Here is a 23,615-nt window from a genome sequence, read left to right on the forward strand (position 1 = left end):
GGCTGGGCTCCGATATCATCGCGGCTCCCTGCGCCCCGCCTGCCCGTACATGCATCCATTGCCCGCACCACGCCGCCGCCCGTCCCTGCGCCTGCCCCGCCTGATCGTCCTGGCCGCGCTCGGCACGCTGGCCGCCACTTTTGGCCCGGCCGTCCAGGCGCAAACCGCCCGCAAGCCTTCGCCCTACGAAAACTCCCGTCCGCTGCGCCCCGACGAGCGCGCAGCGCAGGCGGCAGACGGCAAGCAAGCGGGCCCGGCCTTCCTGGGCCAGATCCGGACCCAGGCCGAGTTCCAGCAACTGGCCCGGGTCTACAACCCCGGCACGCCGCTGGAGATCCCGCACGTGCTGTTCGTGATCGACCGGAAGCAAGGCGGCAAGATCTACTACGTCAACACGCCGCGCTATACGCTGCATGAGAACTTTGCGCGCGAGCGGCACCTGCTGCCCGCCGACGACAAGGCCACGCTGATCGCGCAGTACAAGGATCCGCAACGGCGCCTGCTGTTCGGCACCCTGAGCTGGCAACGCGACCTGCCCGGCTACACCTATGAATTCTGGGAAGGCGACCGGCTCACCCCGGACCTGCTCAAGCTGAGCGATGAAAAACTGAAGGCCAGCTTCCACGAACCGGTGCGCTTCAAAGCCAATTCCACGCTGCATGAACAGGTCGCGCAGACCGCCGGCCTGAACCCCGTGACGCAGGAATCCTTGCTGCGCGAACAGACCTTCCTGCCGTTGAACACGGGCCGGGCCCAGGGCCGGCTGCGCATCGTCGCCTCGGTGGACGACACGCCGGACCTGTCGCCGACCGATATCCTGGTGCTGGACGAAGTGCCGGTCGCGCTGCCGCCGGTGGCCGGCCTGGTCACGCAGCGGCCCTCCACGCTGCTGTCCCACGTCAACCTGCTGGCCAAGGGCTGGCGTATTCCCAATGCCTATGTGCGCGACGCCGTGGCGGCGCTGCGCGAGTACGACGGCCAGTGGGTCGAGCTGACCGTCACCAGCAACGGCTATCAGGTGCAACGCATCGCCCAGCCTGTAGCGGCGCCGCCGCCCAAGGCCGCCCTGGCGCTGCCCAACCCCGACCTGACGGTCAAGGCGATCAAGCCGCTCGCCGGCATGGCCACGCGCGACAGCCGCCATTGCGGCGTCAAGGCGGCCAACCTGGGCGCGCTGAAGTCCGCGCTACCGCCCGCGGCCACCGTGCCGGACGGCTTTTGCATCCCCTTCGCGCAGTACGCGGCCTTTATGACGCAACTGGGCGTGCCGCAACGCATCGCCGCGCTCGAGCAGCGGCCGGACTTCGCCAGCGACGCCAACCTGCGCCGCGCCGAATTGGCCGCGTTGCGCCGGGACATCGTCCAGGCCCAACCCGACCCGGCGCTGGCCGCCGCGTGGCGCGAGCGCTGGCAGAAGCAACTGCAAGGACGCGGCGTGTTCGTGCGCAGCTCGTCCAATTCCGAAGACCTGCCGGGCTTCAGCGGCGCGGGGCTCTACACCACCGTACCCAACGTCACGCAGGCCGACGCGCTGGCGCAGGCAGTGCAAACGGTGTGGGCTTCGGTCTACAACTATGAAGCCTACGAGGCCCGGCGCGCGGCCGGCATCGGCCAGGGCGGCGTGGTGATGGCGGTGCTGGTGCAGCAGGCGGCGGCATCGGACAGCTCGGGCGTCATGATCACGCGCGACCCCTTCGACGCCTCGCGCCGCTACGTCACCTATATCTCGGCCAAGCGCGGCCTGGGCATCAAGGTGGTGGAAGGCAAACGCCAGGCCGAGCAGCTGATGTATTCCAGCTGGTCCAAGGCGGTACAGGTGCTGAGCCGTTCCGCCGAGGACACCCAACTGGTGGCGGACGCCGCGGGCGGCGTGCGCGAAGTGCCGATCGAAGGCCCGCGCCAGGTACTGAATGACACCCTGGTGGCGCGCCTGGCTGCCGTGGGCAGCCAGATCAAGCAGCGCCTGGGCGGCGTGGACCAGGATATCGAATGGGCCGTGCAGGGTGACAACATCCTGGTCCTGCAGGCCCGGCCATACATCGACGGCAGCCGGTAGGGACCTCAGTCCGGACTCGCGCCCGAGGCCTGCACCACCTGCTTCCACTGCATGAACTCGGCCTGCTGGCGCGCCGCCAGCTCGGCCGGGCCGTCATGCATCATCGTGACCCCCAACTGGTCGAACTTCTGTTGCAGCGCCTGGTCCGCCAGGACTTTCCGGATGGTCTGGTGCAAGGTGTCGATAGACGCGCGGGGCGCTTCCTTGGCGCCATAGAACGCGACCCACAGATCGCCGCGGAAACCCGGTATGGCTTCGTTGATGGCAGGCACGTCGGGCAGCAAGGCGTTGCGTTTTTCGCTGCTGACGCCCAGCGCGCGCAGCTTGCCGGCCTTGATGCCTTCGACCGCTGAAGGCAGGCTGGCGAACAGCATGGGCACCTGATTGCCCATCACGTCCGCCATGGCCGGCGACACGCCGCGATAGGGAATGTGCTGCATGCGCAGGCCGCCCATCTGGTCCAGCATCACGCCCAGCAGATGGTTCAAGGTTCCCGCGCCCGCCGAGGCGTACTGGTACTTTTCCGGATTGGCCTTGATCAGGGCCATGAATTCTTTCATGTCCTTGGCGGGAAAGGCGGGATTCACGCACAGCACGTTGGGCACTTCACCCACTGCGGCGATCGGCGTGAAGTCCTTGATCGGATCGAATTTCGCGTCCTTGTAGACCCAGGGCACGATCAACTGGTTGCTGTTGGCCGTGAACAGCACGGTGTAGCCGTCCTGTGGCTCGCGCAGGAAGGCTTGCGTGCCCACGACGCCGCCGGCGCCAGGCTTGTTGATGACGACCACGGGCTGACCGAGTTCGGTGCCCAGCTTTTCCGCCATGATGCGCGCAACGATGTCCACCGTGCCGCCGGCCGCCGTGGGCACGACGACGTTGATGGGACGGTCAGGAAAGGCCGCATGGGCCTGCCCCAATCCCGTCACGGCCGCGGCGGCGCACAGGGCCAACACGCCCTGCCTCAGTTTCTTGAATCCCATTTCATTCCCCTTGCTGTTTCAGCAGATGATGTAACTTCCGGCCGGCGGCGAGCAAGGCCAGATCCTCGCCCAGATTGCCGACCAATTGCATGCCCAAAGGCAGTCCCGTGCGGCTGAACCCGGTCGGCAGGTGCAGGCATGGCCACCCCAGCACCGACCAGATCTTGTTGTACGAAGCGTCGCCGGTGTGCTCCAACCCATGCGGCGCGGGAGCCGGCGTGCTGGGCGTCAGCACCAGGTCGGCGCCGCCGTAGAGCGCGCCCCAACCGTGGCGCAGCGCAGCCTGGACCTCGCGCATCTCCTGGTACTGCCCGGCCCCGATGGCCAGGCCATGCGCCACCGCCTGGCGCAAGGCCTCGCTCAGGGCATGCCCCTGGCGCTCCAATACCGGCGCCAGGCTGCGCGCGAATTCGTAGTGCATGATCACGTCGTGCGCCTGCAGCAGGAGCGCCGTCTCGTTCTCGGCTTCCACGGTCACGCACTGCACCTCATGCGCGGCCAGCACTGCGCGGGCGCGCTCGATCTCGGCCCGGCTCTCGGCGCACAATCCGGCTTTCGGATTGCCCAACTGCACCGCAATGGTCAGGCGCCGCTTCTCCGCGCCGTCGGAGTCCACGCCGCCGACGAGCACGTCCGCAATGGCCTGGGCATCCGCCACGCTGTTCGCGTACCAGCCTATGGTGTCCAGCGACTCGCAAGTGAGCTTCATGCCGTCCCGGAACACGCGACCCACGCTCGGCTTGAATCCCACCACCCCGCAATATGCGGCCGGGCGGATCATCGAACCTCCGGTCTGCGTGCCCAGGGCGGCAGGCACCATGCCAGCGGCCACGGCGGCTGCGGAGCCGCTTGAGGAGCCGCCTGGCGTATGCGCCAGCGCATGGGGATTGCGGGTGGGACCCGGCGTCCTGAAGGCGAACTCGGCCGTCACCGTCTTGCCCACGGGGATCGCGCCGGCCGCGCGCAACATGCCCACGCTGCAGGCGTCGAACGCCGCCTTGCCGGCAGTCAAGGCAGGCGCTCCGAAACCGGTGGGCATATCGGCCACGTCGATCACGTCCTTGATGCCGATGGGCACGCCGGCCAGCGCTCCGGCGGCATGGCGCTCCGGTTCCATCCGTTCCAGCGCCGCGACGGGCAGCACATGGCTCCAGGCGCGGATCGCCGGCTCTTGGCGGGCGATGGCCGCCAGGCTCTGGCGCGCCGCCGCGAACACCGCCGCCTCGCCGTCCCTCACGCCTTGGGCGATGGCAGTGACTGAAGCGGAAAGGGAAGCGAGGGACATGTGCGGATCCGGAGTGCCGGCTGAATGAAGCGATGCGGCATCTTAGGAACTGGACTAATCTATGTCCAATTGATAATTTCGCCTTGATTATGTCGAAATCAGAATTAATCTTCCTGGACGGCCGGCTGCTGGTCCTGTTCTGCACCTTGGCGGAAGAGCTGCACTTCGCCCGGGCGGCGGCGCGCCTGTTCATGACGCAGCCGCCCCTCACGCAGCAGATCAAGCGACTGGAAGTGATCGTGGGCGTGCCCCTGTTCGTGCGCACCACGCGCTCGGTGAAACTGACACCCGCTGGCGAAATCATGTACGAGCGGGCGCGCAAGATCGCCGCGGATACCCAGCTCATGCTGCGCCAGGCGCGCCGGACGGCGCGCGGCGAGACCGGCTCGCTGGTGATAGGCATCACGCCCAGCGCCGCAAGTTCGCCGCTGGTATCGGCGCTCAGCCACTACCGCGATGCGCACCCGGAAGTCCGCCTCGATCTGCGCGAGATGAATTCCGTGGACATGGACCCCGCGTTGCGGTCGCGCGTGGTCGATGTGGCGCTGATGCGTCCGCATCCGCTGGATGCGGATATCGTGACCCGCGTCATCTACGAAGAGCCCCTGCGCGTGGCGCTGCGCCACGATCATGCGCTGGCGAACCAGCGTGATGTTGCGCTGGAAGAATTGCTGGAATTTCCCTTGGTAGGCTACCGCCAGGACATCTCGCCGTACTTCCGCAACATGATCCAGGCGCTGTTCGCGCGTGCGCAACTGAAACCGGAAATCGCGCAGGAAAGCGTCATTCCCACGCTGCTGACCTTGGTGGAAGCCGGTATCGGGCCTGCATTGGTGCCCCAATCGCTGTCCCGAATGCGCTCGGATTCATTGCGTTTCTTGCCTTTGCGCGATGTGGCGGGAGCCACGGCTCAGGTGGTGTTGGCGGCGCTGCGCGACCAGGGCAATCCTGCGGTGGAGGGATTCAGCGCCGCCTTGGCGCAAGCCGTAGCCCCTCGCTAGGCACTGTCCAGCCCTTCGGCGGAACGCCGCGCAAGCGCGGCGTTCCGTGACTGCTAGATGTGCAGCGCGTGGCCCAGCGCCTTGAGCGCCGCTTCCTGCACCGCTTCGCCCAAGGTCGGATGCGCGTGGATGGTGCCCGCCACGTCTTCCAGCGTGGCGCCCATTTCCAGCGACTGGCCGAAGGCCGTCGACAGTTCCGACACGCCCCGTCCCACCGCCTGCCAACCCAGGATCAGGTGGTTGTCGCGGCGCGCCACCACGCGCACGAAGCCGTCGGTGGATTCCAGCGTCATCGAGCGCCCGTTGGCGGCGAAGGGGAAGGACGCCGTCAGGCAGTCCAGGCCGGCGCTTTCCGCCTCGTTGGGCGACAGGCCCGCCACCACGACCTCGGGATCGGTGAAGCAGACCGCAGGAATGGACGCCGGCTGGAAATGCCGGCGCTTGCCCGCCACCAGTTCGGCCACCATCTCGCCCTGCGCCATGGCGCGATGCGCCAGCATGGGCTCGCCGGCGATGTCGCCGATGGCCCAGACGTCGCGCATGGAGGTTCGGCACTGGTCGTCGATGCGCAGCGCATTGCCCTTGCGGTCCAGTTGCAGGCTTTCCAGTCCCCAGTCCTGCGTGCGCGGACGCCGTCCCACCGCGATCAGCACGCGGTCGGCCGGCAGCAGGGTTTCGACGCCCGCCGCATCCTGCACCCGCACCGCGTTGCCCGCGCCGTTCAGGCCCAGCACCTTGCGGCCCAGATGCAGATCCACGCTCATCTTCGCCAGCGCGGCGGCCACCGGCTTGGTGAGTTCCGCGTCATAGGTCGGCAGGATGCGGTCCTGCGCTTCCACCACCGCCACCTCGGCGCCGAGCTTGCGGTACACGGTGCCAAGTTCCAGGCCGATGTAGCCGCCACCCACCACCACCAGTTGCTTGGGGATGCTGGTCGGCGACAGCGCCTCGGTGGACGACACCACCATGCCGCCAAAAGGCATGGAGGGCAGCGGCGTGGGCTCGGAGCCCGCCGCCAGCAGCAGGTGTTCGCACTGGATGCGGACAGCGCCGGACTCGCCGGTGTCGACTTCCACGGTCTTGCCGTCCAGCAGCCGGGCCCAGCCGCGCACCACTTCCACGCCGTTCTTTTTCAGCAGCGCGGCCACGCCGCCGGTCAGCTTGCCGACGATGCCGTCTTTCCAGGCCACGGTCTGGGCCAGGTCGATGGCGGGCGCCGACACCGAAATGCCCAGCGCCGACTTGCCCGCGTAATGGCGCGCCTTGTCGAATTCCTCAGCCGCGTGGATCAGCGCCTTGGAGGGAATGCAGCCGATGTTCAGGCAGGTGCCGCCCAGTTGGGCGCCTTCGACCAGGATGGTCGGCACGCCCAGTTGGCCAGCGCGGATGGCGGCCACGTAGCCGCCAGGACCGCCCCCGATCACCAGCAGGGTTGTCGTCTTGGTTGTCTGGCTCATGCTTACTCCACGAAAAGCAGCGCGGGTTGTTCCAGCAGCGCGCGCACCGCCTGGATGAAGCGCGCCGCGTCCATGCCGTCCACCACGCGGTGGTCGAAGGACGACGACAGGTTCATCAGCTTGCGCGCCACCACGGCGCCATTGCGGATGGCGGGCCGCTCGACGATGCGGTTCACGCCCACGATGCCGACCTCGGGATGGTTGATCACAGGCGTGGTGACGATGCCGCCCAAGGGGCCCAGGCTGGTGATGGTGATGGTCGACCCCGACAGTTCGTCACGGCTGGCCCCTCCGGTGCGAACCGCTTCGGCCAGGCGGACGATCTCGGCCGCCATGGACCAGAGGTCGCGCGCCTCGGCGTGGCGCATGACCGGCACCATCAGGCCGCCGTCGCTCTGCGTGGCGATGCCGATGTGCACCGCGCCGTAGCGCGTCACCACGCCCGCCTCGTCGTCATAGCGCGCGTTGATCTGCGGGAAATCGCGCAGCGCCACCACCATGGCACGCGCCAGCAGCGGCAGCAGGGTCAGCTTGCCCCGCGACTCTCCCCACTTCAGGTTGAGCTGCGCGCGCAGTTCCTCCAGTTCCGTGACGTCGATCTCCTCGACGTAGCTGAAATGCGGAATGCGGCGCTTGGACTCGGCCATCTTCTGCGCGATCTTCCTGCGCAGGCCGATCACCGGCACATTCTCTTCGTCGTTGCGCTCGGCGTACGCGGCGCCGCCGCGGGCCTGGCCCGTTCCGCTCTGGCCTTGCAGGTAGGCGTCCAGGTCTTCGTGCAGGATGCGGCCTGCCGGGCCGCTGCCCTGCACGTAGCGCAGCTCGATCCCCAGGTCCCAGGCGCGCTTGCGCACGGCGGGCGAGGCCAGCGGCTTGTCGCCGGGCTGGCGCGCGACGGCGGCGGATGGCTGACGGGCGGGGTGCTTGGGGGTGTCAGACACCCGGGTTGTGGATGTTTGCGGCGTTTTCGCTGGCAGGGTGTCAGACACCTGAGGGGGCTGAGGGGCCGGCGCCACGGGCGCCTTGGCCGCCGGCGCTTCCGCGCCCGGCTTGAGGTTGCCCTCGCCTTCCACTTCCAGGCGGATCAATTCGCCGCCCACCGCCATCACTTCGCCGACCTCGCCGCCCAGCGCCACCACGCGGCCGACCACCGGCGACGGGATTTCCACCGTGGCCTTGTCGGTCATCACGTCGGCCAGGGGCTGGTCCTCGGCGACGGTATCGCCGACCTTGACGTGCCAGCCCACCAGTTCGACCTCCGCGATGCCTTCGCCAATATCGGGCATCTTGATGATATGAATACCCATCTCTCAACCCTCCATCGCGCGCTTGAACGCTTCGCCGACCCGGCGCGGGCCGGGGAAGTACGCCCATTCCTGGGCATGCGGATACGGCGTGTCCCAGCCGGTCACGCGCTCGACGGGCGCCTCCAGGTGATGGAAGCAATGTTCCTGCACCAGCGCCATCAGTTCGGCGCCGAAGCCGCAGGTGCGGGTGGCCTCGTGCACCACCACGCAGCGGCCCGTCTTCTTCACCGAATTGACGATGGCGTCGAGGTCCAGCGGCCACAGGCTGCGCAGGTCGATGACTTCGGCGTCGATGCCGGTTTCCTCGGCCGCGGTCAGCGACACGTGCACCGTGGTGCCGTAGGTCAGCACGGTCAGCTCGCTGCCCGGGCGCACGATGGCGGCGGAATCCAGCGGCACGGTGTAGTAGCCCGTGGGCACCACGCTGCCGGGACGCCCGGTCCACGGCGTGACGGGACGGTCGTGATGGCCGTCGAACGGGCCGTTGTACAGGCGCTTGGGCTCCAGGAAGATCACCGGATCGTCGTTCTCGATGGCGGCGATCAGCAGGCCCTTGGCGTCGTAGGGATTGGACGGCATCACCGTGCGCAGGCCGCAGACCTGGGTGAACATGGCCTCGGGGCTCTGGCTATGCGTCTGCCCGCCGTAGATGCCGCCGCCGCAGGGCATGCGGATGGTCATCGGCGCGATGAATTCACCCACCGAGCGGTAGCGCAGGCGCGCGGCCTCGGACACGATCTGATCCGACGCCGGATAGAAATAGTCGGCGAACTGGATCTCGCAGACGGGGCGCAGGCCGTAAGCGCCCATGCCCACCGCCACGCCGACGATGCCGCCTTCGGAAATCGGCGTATCGAACACGCGCGAGCTGCCGTACTTGGACTGCAGGCCTTCGGTGCAGCGGAACACGCCGCCGAAATAGCCCACGTCCTGGCCGAACACCACCACGTTGTTGTCACGCTCCAGCATCACATCCATGGCCGAGCGCAAAGCCTGGATCATGGTCATCGACGCGGACGCCGGACCGATGTTGTTATCGATTGCCATGATCAGACTCCGAGCTGCTGGCGCTGCCGGCGCAGGTGCTCCGGCATGTCCTTGTACACGTCTTCGAAAATGCTGGCGGCGCTGGGAACGTGGCCGTCCACCAGCGTGCCGTAGCTTTCCGCTTCCTTCTGCGCGGCCAGGATCTCGGCGTCGAGTTCGGCGCGCGCCGCGTCGTGCTCGGCCTCGGACCAGATGCCGCGCAGGATCAGGTGCTTCTTGAAGCGCTCGATCGGATCGCCCAGCGGGAATTGGCTCCAGTCGTCGCCGGGACGGTACTTGGAAGGATCGTCGGAGGTGGAGTGCGGGCCCGCCCGGTAGGTCACCCACTCGATCAGGGTCGGGCCCAGGTTGCGGCGGGCGCGTTCGGCGGCCCAGCGCGAGGCCGAATACACGGCCAGGAAATCGTTGCCGTCCACGCGCAGCGACGCAATGCCGCAGCCCACGCCGCGGCCCGCGAACGTGGCGCCTTCGCCGCCCGCGATCGCCTGGAAGGTGGAGATGGCCCACTGGTTGTTGACCACGTTCAGGATCACCGGCGCGCGGTACACGTGGGCGAAGGTCAGCGCGGCATGGAAATCGGCCTCGGCCGTGGCGCCGTCGCCGATCCAGCCCGAAGCGATGCGGGTGTCGCCCTTGATGGCCGAGGCCATGCCCCAGCCTACCGCCTGAATGAACTGCGTGGCCAGGTTGCCCGAGATGCTGAAGAAGCCCCGTTCGCGGTCGGAATACATGACCGGCAGCTGGCGCCCCTTGAGCGGGTCGCGTTCGTTGGACATCAGCTGGCACATCATGGTGACCAGCGAGACGTCGCGCGCCAGCAGGATGCTTTGCTGGCGGTAGGTCGGAAAGCACATGTCGCCCTGTTCCAGCGCCATGGCGTGGGCCGTGCCGATGGCCTCTTCGCCCAGGCTCTGCATGTAGAACGAGATCTTCTTCTTGCGCTGCGCGGTCAGCATGCGCCCATCGAAGATTCGCGTCTTCAGCATGGCGCGCATGCCGGCGCGCAGCAGATCGTCGCTGATCTCCGGCGCCCACGGGCCGACGGCGCGGCCTTCGTCGTCGATCACCCGGACCAGGCTGTAGGCCAGCCCGCCGGTATCGACCGCGGCAACATCAATGGGGGGTTTGGGCACGTCGCCGGCCGGCGACAGGTGCAGGTAGGAAAAGTCGGTCTTGCAACCCGGACGCCCCGTGGGTTCCGGGACGTGCAACTTCAATGGCCCATATTGGCTCATGTATTGTCTCCACGCTTGATCGTGTCATGCGTTTATTCTTGCCAAGGACACGGCGCAAGGAGGTAGCCTCGGGCCGCATCATCGCCGGCTCGGCTACGGGATGATGATCGTAGCCGGCCGGTTAAAGACAATAGCACAGCCATCGGCGCCATTGGGCGACCCGCATGAAGACTGGCGTCGGCAGGGATTTATGCCTTGCGCGCCAATGGCGGCGGTCACGCGGCGGCAGTCCGCAACGCGTCGCGGGCGATGATGACCTTCTGGATTTCGCTGGCGCCCTCGTAGATGCGCAGCGCCCGGATTTCGCGGTACAGGCTTTCCAGTGTTTCTCCGACCCGCACGCCGCGCGCGCCGAACAACTGCAGGGCCATGTCCACCACCGACTGCGCGTTCTCGGTGGCCGCCAGTTTGGCCATGGCCGCCTCGCGCGTGGTCGGCGCCCCGAGCGCGTCGCGCCGCCATGCGGCGCGGTATGTCAGCAGGGCGGCGGAGTCGATGGCGACGGCCATGTCGCCCAGCTTGGCCTGCGTCAGCTGCAAATCGCCCAGGGTGCCGCCGAACAGGCGCCGGTCGCGCGCATGGGCCAGGGCTTCGTCGAACGCCCTGCGCGCGAATCCCAGCGCGGCGCCCGCCACCGACACGCGGAAGATGTCCAGCGTGCGCATGGCCAGCTTGAAGCCTTCGCCCGGCGCTCCCAGCAGGCGGTCGGCCGGGATCCGCATATTGTCGAACCGCAGCGTGGCCAGAGGATGCGGCGCCATGACGTCGATCCGTTCGCTGATGGAGAACCCCGGATCCCCGGGATAGACCACGAAGGCAGAGATCCCGCGCGTGCCGGCCGCCGCTTCCGTCCGGGCGAACACCGTGTAGACGTCCGCGATGCCGCCGTTGGAAATCCAGGTCTTTTCGCCATCGACGACATAGTGGCCGTCGTCGAGGCGGGCGCTGCAGGCCATGCCCGCGGCATCCGAGCCCGCGCCCTTCTCCGACAGCGCAAAAGCGGGAATGCACTCGCCGCTGGCAACCTTCGGCAGGATCGAGGCCTTCAATGCCTCGGATCCGGCCAGGCTGATGGCGCCGCTGCCCAGCCCCTGCATCGCGAAAGCGAAATCCGCCAGCCCATGGCGATAGGCCAGCGCTTCGCGCGCCAGCGTCAGCCGGCGCGATTCGACTGTGGGCGAGTCGCCGCCGTAGGCCTGCGGCACGCTCGCGCGCAACAGGCCGGCAGCGCCCATGGCCCGGACCAGGTCTCGGCAGCCCGCATCGACATTGGCGGCGGTTGCCGGCGGATCGTCGCGGCCGTCGGCAAAGGCCTCCACCTGCCGCAGATAGTCCTTGTGGGCAGCCTCGAAAAAGGGAAGGTCCATCGATTCACGTTGATGCAGGGGAAGGAAGGCGGTGCTCATGAACGTCCTCGGAGTCGTCGTCGTGGAACCATCAGTCTAACGACATACTGATTAGTATGGACGATTCAATACCCAAGGGTTTTCCTTATAAATCAGAGAGTTTTTTCTATTGATCTCTGCATTTCAGGCTCATAACATACGTTCAAGTATGGATCTGGATACTCATAAGGATCACGTTCAATGACACTCACTTGGCCCTCCGCGCCCGGCGTATCCGCCCGCTGGCTGGCGCGTGCGCGCCGGCTCGCCGCGCTACCGGAGGACGCTGAAGCAGGCGCCTGCGTGGCGCACGACGAACTGGCCGCGCTGTGCGCCGCCCAGCCGCCCTCGCCGCCCTCCACCGTGCTGGCCGTGATCGAAATCCTGTCCGCGCCCCGGCCCGCGCTGTCCATGGCGCTGGCCGCCGCGTGGTGCGCGGCCGCCGCGGTCGACGAACTGGCGGGGGCTCGCGCCCGGCGCGGTCCCGGCACCGCATCCGCCAACGCTGCCGGCACGCTCCATCCCGCCAGCGGCCGCCCGGCATTCACCGTCCGTGCGGAAGGGAAGTCCTGGCGTATCCAGGGCGAAGCGCCCTGGATCGGCGCCGCGCCCGGCGCGCCGCTGCTGGTGTTCGCCCACCACGCCGATGCCGCCGCGGTCTCGGCGTTCCTGCTGCCCGCGGACGCCCCCGGCATCGAATCCACCCCGGCGGGCCAAGCCGGCGGCACGGCGCATGTGGATCTCAGCGTCGGGCCGGAACGCTTATTGGGCGCTCCCGGGCAGGCCGCCGACGCCATGCGGCGCACCGACGCGCGGCGGCGCCTGGCGGCAGCCGCCCAGGCGAACGGCGTCACGCTTGCGGCATATGCCCAGGCCGCCGCCATGCTGCCTGCCGACGAAGCCGCGCCGTCCCGCGGCGCTCAGGAGCTGGCCGCCTGCGCCAGCGCGGCCGCGGCGGCGCGCGCGTTGCTGCACGAAGCCGGGGCCGCGGCCCATGCGGGCCAGAACCTCCGGCTGCTCAGCGCCATGGCGCTGCTGTCGGCAGGGGAAGCGGCCGAACGCATGCTGGCGGCCGCCCTGAAGCTCGCAAGCGCGTCTGCCCGGGCCGACCCGGACGCCTTGCAGGCCCTGTTGCGCGCGCGCCATCTCCATCAGGCGACCGCCGGCACGCAAGCGGCCCAGGCCGCCCTGCTTGCCGGCGCCATCCAGCCCCCTGCGCCCCCCTCAACCCCAGGAGCGACACCCGCCATGCATAACGCCCCGATTCCCCGTTCCGGTGAACTGCCGGACCGCGTCGCGGAAATCCTCGACGCCGCCGCGGACGCCTTCACCCAGCAGACCTACGACGCCACGACCCTGGACCAGATCGGCGATGCGCTGGGCGTGACCAAGGGCAGCATCTATCACCACTACCGGAGCAAGGCGCACTTGTTCACGGCGGTCTACCAGCGGGCCCTGGAGATGAACATCGCCACGGTGGAACCGATCGCGCGGCAGTCCGGCGTCCGCGCGATCGACAGGCTGTACCGGATGGCCTATGCGCACGCGATGCAGGTCATGAAACATTTGTCCTATCAGCGCGTGGCCGTGCAGGGGCTGGAGTCGCAGCTCATGGGCCGCATCAACGAAGAGCAACGCGCGCGCCTGGACGAAGTCATCAGCCTGCGCGACCACTACGAAGAGCTTTTCGTGAACGTGCTGACACAGGCCATCGACGCGGGTGAACTGCCGCGCCAGAATCCCCGCCTGGCCGCCAAACCGCTGTTCGGCGCGATCAACTGGACCACCATGTGGTATCAGCCCCGCCCGGGCGAAACCGCGGCGGACCGCGACCGCCTGGCCGCGCACCTGGCCACCTTCGTGCTGTCCGGCCTGACCCAGGCCTATCAACCCGCCGCCGATATGCAGATCGACGCCCCGGCCGGCGCCGCCCACCGGCAATGACAAGGAACACAACAATGCAACCCTTCCCTGCCCCTGCCGCCCCGGGCGGCGACGCGGCCCGCTGGTCCGCCGTCGCGGAGTGGTACCACGCCTACTTCACCGGCCTGGTGATGACTATGGTCACACGGCGCGGCAGCCGCGAGGCGGCCGAACTGGTCTTTCATATCTTCCGCCGCCAGCACCTCGAGCGCTTCCTGCCCGGGCTCGAAAAGCTGGGCATCGCGGGCCTGCCGCCAGCCGTGGCGGCCGCCCGTTACCACTATCTGTCGAACGCCATCGGCGGCGTGCGCGTGGAATACATAGAGGAATCCCAGCGCAAGGTCTGGGTGCGCTATCCCACGCCGCGCTGGGCCTGGCAAGGCACCGCGCTGTGCGCCGTTCCCGGCGAAGTGTCCCGGGCCGTGCTGCGCGGCTGGCACGCGCACAACGGCGTCTCGCTCGGCACGCGCCGCCTCGGCTTCGTCTGCACCAAGCAGGCCATGGACGGGCAGCCGGGGCTGGAAGGCTACTACTGCGAATACGACCGGGACCTCTCCGAGGACGAGCGCCTGCGCTTCGCCCGCGGCGAGGAAGCCCCCGATTTCGATCCCGCCAGCGCGCCCACGCTGCCCACTGCCACCTGGCCGCAGGACCGCCTGCAGAAGGCGCGGCGCAACTACGCCATGGAATACGTGCGCACGGCCCTGCCCGAGCTCATCGGCCTGCACGGCCCGCACGAGGCCGCCTGGCTGGGCGGCATCACCGCCCGCCTGGTCGGCATGCAGTTCTACAGCGGCACCGCCGCCGCATTCGGCCTGCCGGACCAAGGCTCCGCGGAAGCATTCGCGCGCTTCTTGGTGGCGCTTGCCCGCGCCCAGGGCGACGAGGCCGAACTGATCGAGGACGGCGGCGTGCCCGGCGTGCGCCAGACCAGCTGGAAGCTGATGGCCGGCCTGACGCAGTTGCACGGCGCCGCGTTCGAGGCCTGGAATTGCCTGCTGGAAGGCGCCTTGTCGGCGCACAACCGCCGGCTGGACCTCAAGGTCACGCGCCGCCTGGACCAGGGCGAAGGAGCGTTCGAATGGCGGATCGCGCCGCGCGGCATCCTGGTTGGTCCCATCCCCGGAGGCCGGACATGAACGGATCCAGCCTTGCCGGCCTGCGGGTCATCGATGCCTCGCGCGTGCTGGCCGGGCCCTATTGCGGCCAGATGCTGGGGGACCACGGCGCCGACGTCATCAAGATCGAGCCGCCCGCCGGCGACGAAACGCGCACGTTCGGCCCGCCGGTGAATGCCGGCGGCGCGGCCTATTACCAGGCCCTGAACCGCAACAAGCGCGGCGTCGTCCTGGACCTGAACCGCGAGGACGCGCGCGAGGTCTTCTGGCGCATGCTGGAGGGCGCCGACGTGCTGATCGAGAACTTCAAACCCAGTACGCTGGCATCCTGGGGCGTTCCCGATCCCGCTTCCCTGTGCGAACGCTATCCGCGGTTGATCCATTGCCGCATCACGGGCTTCGGCGACGACGGCCCGATGGGCGGCCGCCCCGGCTACGACGCCGCGGTGCAGGCCGCTTGCGGCCTGATGAGCGTCAACGGCGAGGCGGACGGCCCGCCGCTGCGCCTGGGCGTGCCCATGGTGGATCTCGCTACCGGCATGCAGGCGACGATCGCCGTCCTCACGGCGCTCGCCGAGCGCACCCGGTCTGGGCGCGGGCAACTGTGCGACGTCGCGCTGCACGATTGCGCGCTGAGCGTCGCGCATCCGCATCTGGCCAACTACCTCTGGACGGGCAAGACGCCGGCGCGCTCCGGCAACGGCCATCCCAATATCGCGCCCTACGACGCCTTCGACACCGCCACGGTTCCCGTGTATGTCGCGGTGGGCAACGAACGGCAATTCGCCACGCTGTGCGCGCAGCTCGGCCATCCCGGCCTGGCGCAAGACCCCCGCTTCCTGCGCAACGTGGACCGCATCGCCAACCGCGGCGAACTGCGCGAGGAGCTGGCGCGCCTGCTGGCCGGCCAGGACGGCCGCAAGCTTGCCGAATCGCTGACCGGCGCCGGCGTGCCCGTCGCTCCCATCCTGGACGTGGCCGAAGCCATCGCGACGCCGCATGCCGCCCACAGGGAAATGGCGCTATCCCAGGGCGAGTACCGGGGGCCGGGCTTTCCCATCAAGCTGAGCCGCACGCCCGCCTCGCTGCGCACGCTTCCCCCGCTGCCCGGAGAGCACGGCGACGAAGTGCTGCGCGAAGCGGGTTACGGCGATGCCGAGATCGCCCGGCTGCGGGAGGCCGGGGCGCTGGGCCCGCCCCGCTGAATTCCGGCGGCGCGCCCTGCGCCGCCCATGACATGAACCGCGGCACAGCGGCTTCCGGCAATACGATAAACAGGAGACAACCATGAAATTGCATCACCTGCCTTTGCTTGCGGCAATGCTGGTTTCCGGTCCGGGCGCCTTGGCCGCCAATAGCTTTCCAACACAGCCCGTGCGGATCGTCGTGCCGCATCAGGCGGGCTCCACCACGGAGACCTTCGGCCGCATGCTCACCCCCGAGATGAGCACGCTGCTGGGCCAGCCGATCGTGATCGAGTCGCGCCCAGGCGCGGCGGGCACCATCGGCGCGCGCGACGTGGCGCTGAGCAAACCCGACGGTTACACGGGATTGATGAATGCGTCCATCCAGGTCATGTATCCGGGCATATTCAAGACGCTGCACTTCGACCCCATGAAGGACTTCACGCCGGTGGGCGTGTTCGGCTTCGCGCCCATGGTGGCCGTGGTGCGCGCCCAATCCCCGATCAAGAGTTTCCGCGACCTGATCGAGGCCGCGCGCGCCAAGCCCGGCAGCATCACGTTCGCCTCGGGCGGCCTGGGCTCGCTGCCGCACCTGGTGGGCGAACTCGTCAATGTGCGCTCCGGCGTGCAGATCAGCCATATCCCCTACAACGGCACCGGCCAGGCCCTGACGGACGTTCTGGGCGGGCACGTCGATGTCCTGTACGCCTCGGTGGCCAGCGCCCTGCCCCAGATCAAGGGCGGCAAGCTGCGCGCCCTGGCCGTTACCTCCGCCGCCCGCATCGACCTGCTGCCCGATGTGCCCACCATCGCCGAATCGGGCATCCCGGACTTCGACGTCACCTCCTGGTATGGCTACTGGGTGCCGAAGGACACGCCGCGCGCCATCGTGGACCGCCTGAACCAGACCATGCGGGACGCCTCGGAGATGCCGGCCGTCGCCAAGCGGCTGGCCAACGACGGCATCATTCCCAGCAAGATGGACGCCAAGGAATTCGCGGCCTTCGCGGCCGCGGAGAACAAGAAGTGGCTGGACGTCATGAAGCGGGCCAACGTGCAGCCGAACTGAGGCGGGCCATCAGCCGGCCAGCAGCCGCTCGACGCGGGCCGCCACGTCGAGCAGCCGCCAATCCTCGTGCCAGCGGCCGCAAAGCTGCAATCCGATTGGCAGCCCCCCCGCCGAGCGGCCGCAAGGCATCGACAGCGCCGGATGGCCCGTGAGGTTCATGGGATAGGTGTAGGGATACCAAGCCCCGCGTATCGTGCCCGCCAGCTTGCCGGCGATCTCGACGATGCCGTTGGGATCCTGCGTAACCGGCAGGGGCGGCGCCGACAGCGTCGGCGACACCAGGACATCGTGGCGCTCGAACACGGCCTGCAGGGCATTGAAGGCCTGCGTGCGCGCCGCGATCGCGTCCAGCAGCGCGGCCGCGCCGTGCTCGCGGCCCCGCTCTACCGTGGCCACCAGCGAAGGATCGAGACGTTCGCGGAAGGCATCCAGCCTGGGCCCCACGCGCGACGCCGTCACCGACTCCAGGATGACCAGGAAATGCCGCTCCAGCGACACGAAATCCAGCGATACCGGCTCGACATGCGCGCCGTCCTCTTCCATGCGCCGGACCGCCGCGTTCGTGGCCTCCAGCACTTCCGGATCCACCGGATTGCCGCAAGCGGGCAAATAGGCCACCCGCAGCCCCGCAAGCGTCGCCTGAGCTGGCCCGCGCGCCGGAAGCGCCAGTTGGCCATAGGGATCCCGTCGGTCGGTGCCTTGGAGCACGCCGTAAAGCAAGGCGGTATCGGCGACGTTGCGGGCCATCGGCCCTACGTAGGAGTTCGCGCCGAAGAGATCCGCCGGCTGCAGGTTGGGGATGGCGCCCAGCGTGGCCTTCATGCCCACGATGCCGCAGCAGGACGCGGGAATGCGGATCGAGCCGCCGCCGTCGGTGCCGAGGGCCAGGGGCCCCATGCCCGCCGCCACGGCCACCGCGGCCCCGCCGCTGGAAGCGCCGCAGGTATAGCGCGGATCGATCGGGTTGAGCGTACGGCCGAACAAGGGCGCATCGGTGCTTTGCTTGTGCCCGAATTCGGGCGTGGTGGTCTTGCCGATCAGGATGGCGCCCGCGGCCTTGGCCCGCGCCACGGCCACCGCGTCTTCGCGCGGCACGAAGTCTTCGAACATGGCGGAACCCATCGTCGTGCGCACGCCCGCCGTCAAGGTCAGGTCCTTGACCGAGTACGGCACGCCATGCAGCGGCCCCAACGGGTCGCCCCTGCGCACCGCCGCCTCGGCTTCGCGGGCGGCGGCCAGCGCCTGATCCGCCGTCACCGTGATGAACGCGTTCAGATCGGCCCGGGCCGCGATGCGCTCCAGCACCGCGGACACGGCTTCCACCGGCGATACCTGCCCGCGCCGAATCGCCGCGGCCAGCGTCAACGCATCCATGTTCGTCAATTCGTCCATTCCTTCCTGCCTCCGTCATATGAACCTGCCCCGCGGCGCGTTGGCGCTGAAAGCGGCCTTGCATCGGCCCTAGACCATCCAGCGGCCGCCATCGATCAACAGGGTCTGCCCCGTAATGAAACGCGCCTCCTCTGACGCCAGGAAGGCCACCGCCGCGGCCACGTCGTCCGGCTCGCCCACGAAACCCGCGGGAGTCTGCGCCACGATGCGCTGCAGGATCGCCGGCGTCAGGCGCTCGTGCGCGCGGGTGCGGATGGCGCCGGGGCACACCGCGTTGACCGTGACGCCCGCAGGCGCCAGTTCGCGCGCTAGCGAACGCGTGAACCCGACGACGCCCATCTTCGCGGCGGCGTAGTCGGCCAGCCCCGCGTCGCCTGCGAAAGCGGCATCGCTGCTCATGTTCACGATGCGGCCGTAACCGCGCGCCCGCATGCCCGGCGCGGCCAGCCGCGATGCGCGCATCGCCGTCAGCAACGACACCTCCAGCACGAAGCGCCACGTGGCTTCGTCCGATTCCGCGAAGGGGCCGGACCGCTCGCGCGCGCTCTGGCCCACGTTGTTGAACAGCACGTCCGGCGGACCTAATGAGGATTCCACGCGGGCGAAGAATTCCTCCATCACCTCCGGCACGGTGCAGTCGCCCTCCGCCGCCAGCGCGGCCCTCCCCTCGCGGCGCGCTTCCTCCACGTCGAGATCGAGCACCGCCACCCTGGCGCCCTCCGCCGCGAAACGCCGGGCCGCGGCCGCGCCTATGCCCTGCCCGCCGCCTGTCACGACGACGACTTTCCCGTTGAAACGCTCGCTCATGGCATCGTCCTGTTCCATCTGTCTTTCACCGCGGTATTCGCCCGCGGGGCCTAATGGAAGCTGCGGCCGCCGTCCACCGCCAGGGTTGCTCCGGTGATATAGCTGGCGCCGGAACCGCTGAGGAACAGAATGGCCTCTGCCACTTCCTCCGGCACGGCCACGCGCCGCAAGGCGTAGCGCGCGCGTATGGCGGCCAGGGCGGCCTGGGGATCCGGGGCGTCCTCGTAGCTCGAACGGAACAGCGGCGTGTCCACCGCGCCTGGGCACACGGTCGCGACCCGGATGCCGAAAGCGGCCAGTTCCATCGCCAGCACCTTGCCGAACATGTTGATCCCCGCCTTGGCGGCGCAATAGGCGCTGCGTTGCGGCAGCGGACTGAGACCGGCCGCGGAAGACACGTTGACGATGCTACCGCCGCCCGCCTTCTTCAGATACGGCACCGCGGCGCGGCACACATGCATGGGGCCGCTCAGGTTCACCGCCAGCACACGGTTCCAGTCCTCGTCCCGCATCGACTCCAGGTCGGCCAGCAGGTCGACGCCCGCGCAATTGACCACGCCATCGATGCCGCCCAGCGCATCGGCGGCTTCCCGCAGGGCCCGTTCTACCGCGGCGCTGTCCGTCACGTCGCAGGCCAGCGCGGCGGCCAGCGGCAGCTCGCGGCCGGCCTCGGCAAGCGCGCCGGTGTCGCGGTCCAGGATCGCGACCGCCGCGCCCCGGCCCAACGCCAGGCGCGCGAACGCCAGCCCGATACCGCTGGCGCCGCCCGCCACCACAAAGCGCCGGCCCCCGCTCATGCCGCGCTCCGCAGGCGCGGCCGGATGTCGTCCGTGATCACGTCGCAGCGGTCTATCCAGACCCGCTCGTGCGCCTTGGCGTAGCGGATCATCTCGTCCAGCACGTACAGACGCGAGGGCTGGCCGATGATCTCGGGGTGCATGCCCAGCATCATCATGCGGTCCTCGGCATACAACAGGTCGAATTCGCGCTTCCAGGCTTCCAGCACGGCCGAAGGCGATTGCATCGTGCGCCCGGGCAGCACGATCGAGTATTGGAAAAAGGGCGCGTCGTCCAGCACCCAGCGAAACGGCAGCTCCACGATATCCGTGGACCGGCCGCCGATCTCCAGCAGATAGGGAGAATCGTCGTCGAAGAAATTCGACGAATAGTCAAAGCCATATTCGCGGATCAAGTCCAGCGTGATCTCGCTGAACTCGGCGGCGGGCGAACGCCAGCCTCGCGGCCGGTAGCCCGCGGTGCGCACCAGCGCGTCCATGCCGAGCTCCATTTCCTCGCGCTCTTCCTCCGGCGTCAGGTTGACGATCCAGCGGTGCGTGTGGCTGTGGTGCGCCACCTCGTGGCCGTGGTCCACAATGGAGCGCACCATGTCCGGATGCGCCAGCGCCACCACGCCCGGAACGAAGAACGTGGCCTTGACCTCGTGGCGCGCCAGCAGCGCCAGCACGCGCGGCACGCCGACCTTCCAGCCGTAGGCGCCCTGCGACATCAGGATCGGGCGCTTGGCGTAGGCCGCATCGCGCGCCGTCCACATGGTCTCGGCGTCCACATCGAACGTCAGGAATAACGGAAAACCCTTACTCGTCACGGACATCGCCGCTCCTTGTCTTACACATGCTTGTGGAAACCCGTCCAGCGCTCCGCGAGCACCAGGGCAATCCCGGTAACCAGGATGAGCAGCGCCGAGACCGCCGCCACCGACGGATCCACGCCCTGCTCCACCGAGGTGAAAATCTTCACCGGCAAAGTGTTCTGGCTGGCGGACAGCAGGAACACCGATACCGGCACGTTATCGAGCGAAGTAATGAAGGCGAACAGGCCTCCGGCCACTAGGCCAGGCTTGAGCAGCGGCAGCGTCACCAGCCGGAACGCCTCCAGGCGCCCGGCGCCGAGCACGCAGGCCGCATCCTCCAGCGCCTCGTCCACCGACGCCAGGCTGGCCAGGCTGGCGCGCACCACGTAGGGCACCGTAATGACCACGTGGGCCAGCCACAGACCGGCATTGCTGCCGCGCAGCCCCGCCGCCGCGTAGTACTGCAGCAGCGCCACCCCCAGCACCACGGAAGGAAGAATCAGCGGCGCCATGAACAGCGCGTTCAGCCAGGCGGCTCCCGGCACCATGCGGCGCTGGATGGCGCAAGCGCCCGCCAGCCCGAGCGCCAGCGAAGCCGCGGTCGAACCGGCCGCCAGCCACAGGCTGGTCCAGGCAGCCTCCAGGTAGTCGGGATCGCTCAGCGCCGCCTCGAACCATTTCAGGGTCAGCCCCTTCGGCGGCAGCGTCAGGTAGGCGGTGTCACTGAAGGCGGCCAGCACCACCACCAGCACCGGCAACTGCAGGAACAGCACGACCAGAAAGGCGATGCTGGTCAGGACCGGCCCGCTCGCGCGGCGTTCGCTCATTGTTCGCCTCCCCAGCGCTTCAGCACCCGGCTGGAAACCCCGATCACCGCCAGCGCCAACGCCGTCAGCGTGAACGCCATTGCCGCGCCGGACGGCCAGTCCAGCGTCAGCAGGAAATCGTCGTAGATCATGGTGGCCATGACCTTGTAGGTCGGTCCCCCCAGCATGCGGGGAGTGACCAGCGCGCTGATCGTCAGCACGAATACCATGATGGACCCGGCCAGGATGCCGTGCGCCGTCAGCGGCAGCGTCACCGACAGAAAGGCGCGCAGCCTGCCGGCCTGCAAGGTGTAGGCCGCATCCCTCAGGTCTCGCGGCACGGCCTGGATGACCGGCACCAACATCAGCACCATGAATGGCAGGAAGATGTGCGCCATGCCTACCAGCACGCCGGTCAGGTTGAACATCAGCTTGAGCGGACGTTCGATGACTCCCAGGTCCATGAGCGCATTGTTCAGCAGGCCGCGGCTGGACAGCAGCGCGATCCAGCCAAACGAGCGCACGACCAGGTTCAGCAACATGGGAAAGATGACCAGCAGCGTCAACGCCAGCTTCAGGCGCGGCCGCGCATGCGCGATGACCCAGGCCAGCGGATAGCCGAGCAGCAGGCAAAGCGCCGTCACGCTCAAGCCCAGGCCCAGGCTGCGCAAAATGACTTCGCGGTAGAACGGATCCGTGGCCAGCCGCGTGTAATTGCCCAGCGTATAGCCTGTGCCGATGCCCGCGCCCGGCAGGTACTCGCGCAGACTGAGCGGCAGCATGAAGAGCGCTGGCCCCACGAAGGCCAGCAGCAACACCAGCAGCAAGGGCGACGCGAGCAGCGCGCCCGCGGCGCGGCGGTTCATGCCACGGCCTCCGCGCCAACGCGGCGCGTTGCGTACACGTGCTGCGGCCGCACCCCCAGCCACACCTCTTCGCCCGCCGCCAACCCCGACTGCGGACCGTTAGTGGGCGTGTCGGCGATGATTTCACCACCGCCCTGCAGCGCCACCACATACTGGACCCGCGCCCCCACGAACGAGCGCAGCGCAATCCTGCCCGGCAGGCCCGTGCCGGCCGCGTCTTCCAATGGCTGTATGGAGATATCCTCCTGGCGGACCACCACGTCCAGCGCGTCACCGGCCGCCAGCCCCTCGGCGCGCTCCACCGGCAGGCGGTGCCCGCCCTGCAGCTCGGCTTGCGGGCCGTCTCCGCCCAACGCCAGGCGGCCCTGAAGCCGGTTGGGCTTGCCGATGAAGCCCGCCACGAAGCCCGTCGCAGGGCGATGGTAGATGGCCTCGGGCGTGTCGAACTGCTGCACCACGCCCCCCGCCAGCACGCAGACCCGGTCGGACATGCTCATGGCTTCGGTCTGGTCATGCGTGACGAACAGCGTTGTGATCCCAACCTCGCGCTGCAGGCGCTTGAGCTCTATCTGCATCTCGTCGCGCAACACCGCGTCCAGGTTGGACAGCGGCTCGTCGAACAACAGGATGCTCGGGCGCGGCGCAATAGAACGCGCCACCGCCACACGCTGCTGCTGGCCGCCCGAGAGCTGCCTGGGCATGCGCCCGCCCAGGCCCGACAGGCGCACGCTGCCCAAGGCCTGCTCGACGCGTGTCCGCAAGGCCGCCCCAGCTATGCCCTGGCGACGCAGCCCGAAGGCCACGTTTTCGAACACGGTCATGTGAGGGAACAATGCGTACGACTGGAACACCAGCCCCACCTGGCGCCGGTTGGGCGGCAGCCGGGTGATATCCCGGTCGTCGACCAGGATGCGGCCGCTGGTGGGCGCGATCAGACCGGCCACCATGCGCAGCACCGTGGTCTTGCCGCAGCCCGATGGCCCCAGCAGCGATACGAACTCCCCGTCCTTCACGGACAACGAGACGCCGGCGGCGGCTGTATGCCCCTCATAGCGCTTTTCAAGACGATCCAGTATCAATGCAGGCATGGCGATGTCCCGTGT

At 68.5% G+C, this 23,615-nt stretch carries 20 protein-coding genes; 6 read left to right on the forward strand and 14 right to left on the reverse strand.

The window, feature by feature from the left end; genetic code table 11:
• Positions 1 to 49: 49 nt before the first annotated feature.
• A complete protein-coding gene (locus tag AGI3411_RS11955) occupies positions 50 to 2,056 on the forward strand; it encodes a PEP/pyruvate-binding domain-containing protein (protein WP_129527588.1) in 2,007 nt (668 codons plus the stop codon).
• Between the two features lie 5 nt (positions 2,057 to 2,061).
• Here the strand turns inward: AGI3411_RS11955 and AGI3411_RS11960 are convergent, their stop codons facing one another.
• On the reverse strand, positions 2,062 to 3,039 hold the full coding sequence (locus AGI3411_RS11960; protein WP_129527589.1) for a Bug family tripartite tricarboxylate transporter substrate binding protein: 978 nt from the start codon (positions 3,037 to 3,039) through the stop codon (positions 2,062 to 2,064).
• Position 3,040: 1 nt separating this feature from the next.
• On the reverse strand, positions 3,041 to 4,324 hold the full coding sequence (locus AGI3411_RS11965; RefSeq protein WP_129527590.1) for an amidase: 1,284 nt from the start codon (positions 4,322 to 4,324) through the stop codon (positions 3,041 to 3,043).
• 89 nt (positions 4,325 to 4,413) lie between these two features.
• On the opposite strand from AGI3411_RS11965, the gene AGI3411_RS11970 reads away from it, so the two are divergent.
• Positions 4,414 to 5,325 (forward strand): LysR substrate-binding domain-containing protein, encoded by a 912-nt coding sequence (locus AGI3411_RS11970; RefSeq protein ID WP_129527591.1) that lies wholly within the window; start codon positions 4,414 to 4,416, stop codon positions 5,323 to 5,325.
• A 53-nt stretch (positions 5,326 to 5,378) separates the two neighbouring features.
• Here AGI3411_RS11970 and lpdA read toward each other — a convergent pair whose 3' ends face one another.
• The 5 genes from lpdA to AGI3411_RS11995 form a co-directional block, all read right to left on the reverse strand.
• Positions 5,379 to 6,782, reverse strand: coding sequence for a dihydrolipoyl dehydrogenase (gene lpdA, locus AGI3411_RS11975; RefSeq protein ID WP_129527592.1), 1,404 nt, complete (start codon positions 6,780 to 6,782; stop codon positions 5,379 to 5,381).
• A gap of 2 nt (positions 6,783 to 6,784) precedes the next feature.
• A complete protein-coding gene (locus tag AGI3411_RS11980) occupies positions 6,785 to 8,089 on the reverse strand; it encodes a dihydrolipoamide acetyltransferase family protein (RefSeq protein ID WP_129527593.1) in 1,305 nt (434 codons plus the stop codon).
• A gap of 3 nt (positions 8,090 to 8,092) precedes the next feature.
• Complete coding sequence (locus tag AGI3411_RS11985; RefSeq protein WP_129527594.1) at positions 8,093 to 9,136, reverse strand: alpha-ketoacid dehydrogenase subunit beta; 1,044 nt, start codon at positions 9,134 to 9,136, stop codon at positions 8,093 to 8,095.
• Positions 9,137 to 9,138: 2 nt separating this feature from the next.
• Positions 9,139 to 10,371 (reverse strand): 3-methyl-2-oxobutanoate dehydrogenase (2-methylpropanoyl-transferring) subunit alpha, encoded by a 1,233-nt coding sequence (locus tag AGI3411_RS11990; protein WP_129527595.1) that lies wholly within the window; start codon positions 10,369 to 10,371, stop codon positions 9,139 to 9,141.
• A gap of 215 nt (positions 10,372 to 10,586) precedes the next feature.
• A complete protein-coding gene (locus AGI3411_RS11995; RefSeq protein WP_129527596.1) occupies positions 10,587 to 11,777 on the reverse strand; it encodes an acyl-CoA dehydrogenase family protein in 1,191 nt (396 codons plus the stop codon).
• A 180-nt stretch (positions 11,778 to 11,957) separates the two neighbouring features.
• Between AGI3411_RS11995 and AGI3411_RS12000 the strand changes: the two genes are divergently transcribed.
• The 4 genes from AGI3411_RS12000 (at position 11,958) to AGI3411_RS12015 (ending at position 17,050) form a co-directional block, all read left to right on the forward strand.
• Entirely contained in the window at positions 11,958 to 13,700 is a 1,743-nt protein-coding gene (locus tag AGI3411_RS12000; RefSeq protein WP_129527597.1) for a TetR-type transcription factor C-terminal domain-containing protein, read from the forward strand.
• A gap of 14 nt (positions 13,701 to 13,714) precedes the next feature.
• Positions 13,715 to 14,818 carry a hypothetical protein gene (locus tag AGI3411_RS12005; protein WP_129527598.1) on the forward strand — a complete coding sequence of 368 codons (1,104 nt, stop codon included), beginning with the start codon at positions 13,715 to 13,717 and terminating at the stop codon, positions 14,816 to 14,818.
• A complete protein-coding gene (locus AGI3411_RS12010) occupies positions 14,815 to 16,002 on the forward strand; it encodes a CaiB/BaiF CoA transferase family protein (RefSeq protein WP_129527599.1) in 1,188 nt (395 codons plus the stop codon). Before AGI3411_RS12005 ends, AGI3411_RS12010 begins: the two co-directional genes overlap by 4 nt.
• A gap of 82 nt (positions 16,003 to 16,084) precedes the next feature.
• Entirely contained in the window at positions 16,085 to 17,050 is a 966-nt protein-coding gene (locus AGI3411_RS12015) for a Bug family tripartite tricarboxylate transporter substrate binding protein (protein ID WP_129527600.1), read from the forward strand.
• Between the two features lie 9 nt (positions 17,051 to 17,059).
• Here AGI3411_RS12015 and AGI3411_RS12020 read toward each other — a convergent pair whose 3' ends face one another.
• The 7 genes from AGI3411_RS12020 to AGI3411_RS12050 all read right to left on the reverse strand — a co-directional run bounded on the left by AGI3411_RS12020 (position 17,060) and on the right by AGI3411_RS12050 (position 23,600).
• Positions 17,060 to 18,442: an amidase gene (locus AGI3411_RS12020; protein WP_129527601.1), complete on the reverse strand. Its 1,383-nt coding sequence runs from the start codon at positions 18,440 to 18,442 to the stop codon at positions 17,060 to 17,062.
• Positions 18,443 to 18,511: 69 nt separating this feature from the next.
• Positions 18,512 to 19,267: an SDR family NAD(P)-dependent oxidoreductase gene (locus AGI3411_RS12025; RefSeq protein ID WP_244240329.1), complete on the reverse strand. Its 756-nt coding sequence runs from the start codon at positions 19,265 to 19,267 to the stop codon at positions 18,512 to 18,514.
• Between the two features lie 32 nt (positions 19,268 to 19,299).
• The gene (locus AGI3411_RS12030; RefSeq protein ID WP_129527602.1) at positions 19,300 to 20,046 is read right to left on the reverse strand and encodes an SDR family NAD(P)-dependent oxidoreductase; all 747 of its coding nucleotides are present in this window, start codon (positions 20,044 to 20,046) and stop codon (positions 19,300 to 19,302) included.
• Entirely contained in the window at positions 20,043 to 20,861 is an 819-nt protein-coding gene (locus tag AGI3411_RS12035; protein WP_129527603.1) for a polysaccharide deacetylase family protein, read from the reverse strand. The genes AGI3411_RS12030 and AGI3411_RS12035 overlap by 4 nt, the downstream gene beginning before the upstream one ends.
• Positions 20,862 to 20,875: 14 nt before the next feature.
• Positions 20,876 to 21,667 (reverse strand): ABC transporter permease, encoded by a 792-nt coding sequence (locus AGI3411_RS12040; RefSeq protein ID WP_129527604.1) that lies wholly within the window; start codon positions 21,665 to 21,667, stop codon positions 20,876 to 20,878.
• Positions 21,664 to 22,512, reverse strand: coding sequence for an ABC transporter permease (locus AGI3411_RS12045; RefSeq protein ID WP_129527605.1), 849 nt, complete (start codon positions 22,510 to 22,512; stop codon positions 21,664 to 21,666). Before AGI3411_RS12045 ends, AGI3411_RS12040 begins: the two co-directional genes overlap by 4 nt.
• Complete coding sequence (locus AGI3411_RS12050) at positions 22,509 to 23,600, reverse strand: ABC transporter ATP-binding protein (RefSeq protein WP_129527606.1); 1,092 nt, start codon at positions 23,598 to 23,600, stop codon at positions 22,509 to 22,511. Before AGI3411_RS12050 ends, AGI3411_RS12045 begins: the two co-directional genes overlap by 4 nt.
• Positions 23,601 to 23,615 lie beyond the last annotated feature (15 nt).

The organism is Achromobacter agilis, assembly GCF_900496965.1.
GTDB lineage: Bacteria > Pseudomonadota > Gammaproteobacteria > Burkholderiales > Burkholderiaceae_B > Achromobacter > Achromobacter agilis.

Coding starts and splice junctions, on each gene's coding strand:
- AGI3411_RS11955 (WP_129527588.1), top strand. CDS start 50: ATGCATCCATTGCCCGCACCACGCCGCCGCCCGTCCCTGCGCCTGCCC.
- AGI3411_RS11960 (WP_129527589.1), bottom strand. CDS start 3,039: ATGGGATTCAAGAAACTGAGGCAGGGCGTGTTGGCCCTGTGCGCCGCC.
- AGI3411_RS11965 (WP_129527590.1), bottom strand. CDS start 4,324: ATGTCCCTCGCTTCCCTTTCCGCTTCAGTCACTGCCATCGCCCAAGGC.
- AGI3411_RS11970 (WP_129527591.1), top strand. CDS start 4,414: ATGTCGAAATCAGAATTAATCTTCCTGGACGGCCGGCTGCTGGTCCTG.
- lpdA (WP_129527592.1), bottom strand. CDS start 6,782: ATGAGCCAGACAACCAAGACGACAACCCTGCTGGTGATCGGGGGCGGT.
- AGI3411_RS11980 (WP_129527593.1), bottom strand. CDS start 8,089: ATGGGTATTCATATCATCAAGATGCCCGATATTGGCGAAGGCATCGCG.
- AGI3411_RS11985 (WP_129527594.1), bottom strand. CDS start 9,136: ATGGCAATCGATAACAACATCGGTCCGGCGTCCGCGTCGATGACCATG.
- AGI3411_RS11990 (WP_129527595.1), bottom strand. CDS start 10,371: ATGAGCCAATATGGGCCATTGAAGTTGCACGTCCCGGAACCCACGGGG.
- AGI3411_RS11995 (WP_129527596.1), bottom strand. CDS start 11,777: ATGAGCACCGCCTTCCTTCCCCTGCATCAACGTGAATCGATGGACCTT.
- AGI3411_RS12000 (WP_129527597.1), top strand. CDS start 11,958: ATGACACTCACTTGGCCCTCCGCGCCCGGCGTATCCGCCCGCTGGCTG.
- AGI3411_RS12005 (WP_129527598.1), top strand. CDS start 13,715: ATGCAACCCTTCCCTGCCCCTGCCGCCCCGGGCGGCGACGCGGCCCGC.
- AGI3411_RS12010 (WP_129527599.1), top strand. CDS start 14,815: ATGAACGGATCCAGCCTTGCCGGCCTGCGGGTCATCGATGCCTCGCGC.
- AGI3411_RS12015 (WP_129527600.1), top strand. CDS start 16,085: ATGAAATTGCATCACCTGCCTTTGCTTGCGGCAATGCTGGTTTCCGGT.
- AGI3411_RS12020 (WP_129527601.1), bottom strand. CDS start 18,442: ATGGACGAATTGACGAACATGGATGCGTTGACGCTGGCCGCGGCGATT.
- AGI3411_RS12025 (WP_244240329.1), bottom strand. CDS start 19,267: ATGGAACAGGACGATGCCATGAGCGAGCGTTTCAACGGGAAAGTCGTC.
- AGI3411_RS12030 (WP_129527602.1), bottom strand. CDS start 20,046: ATGAGCGGGGGCCGGCGCTTTGTGGTGGCGGGCGGCGCCAGCGGTATC.
- AGI3411_RS12035 (WP_129527603.1), bottom strand. CDS start 20,861: ATGTCCGTGACGAGTAAGGGTTTTCCGTTATTCCTGACGTTCGATGTG.
- AGI3411_RS12040 (WP_129527604.1), bottom strand. CDS start 21,667: ATGAGCGAACGCCGCGCGAGCGGGCCGGTCCTGACCAGCATCGCCTTT.
- AGI3411_RS12045 (WP_129527605.1), bottom strand. CDS start 22,512: ATGAACCGCCGCGCCGCGGGCGCGCTGCTCGCGTCGCCCTTGCTGCTG.
- AGI3411_RS12050 (WP_129527606.1), bottom strand. CDS start 23,600: ATGCCTGCATTGATACTGGATCGTCTTGAAAAGCGCTATGAGGGGCAT.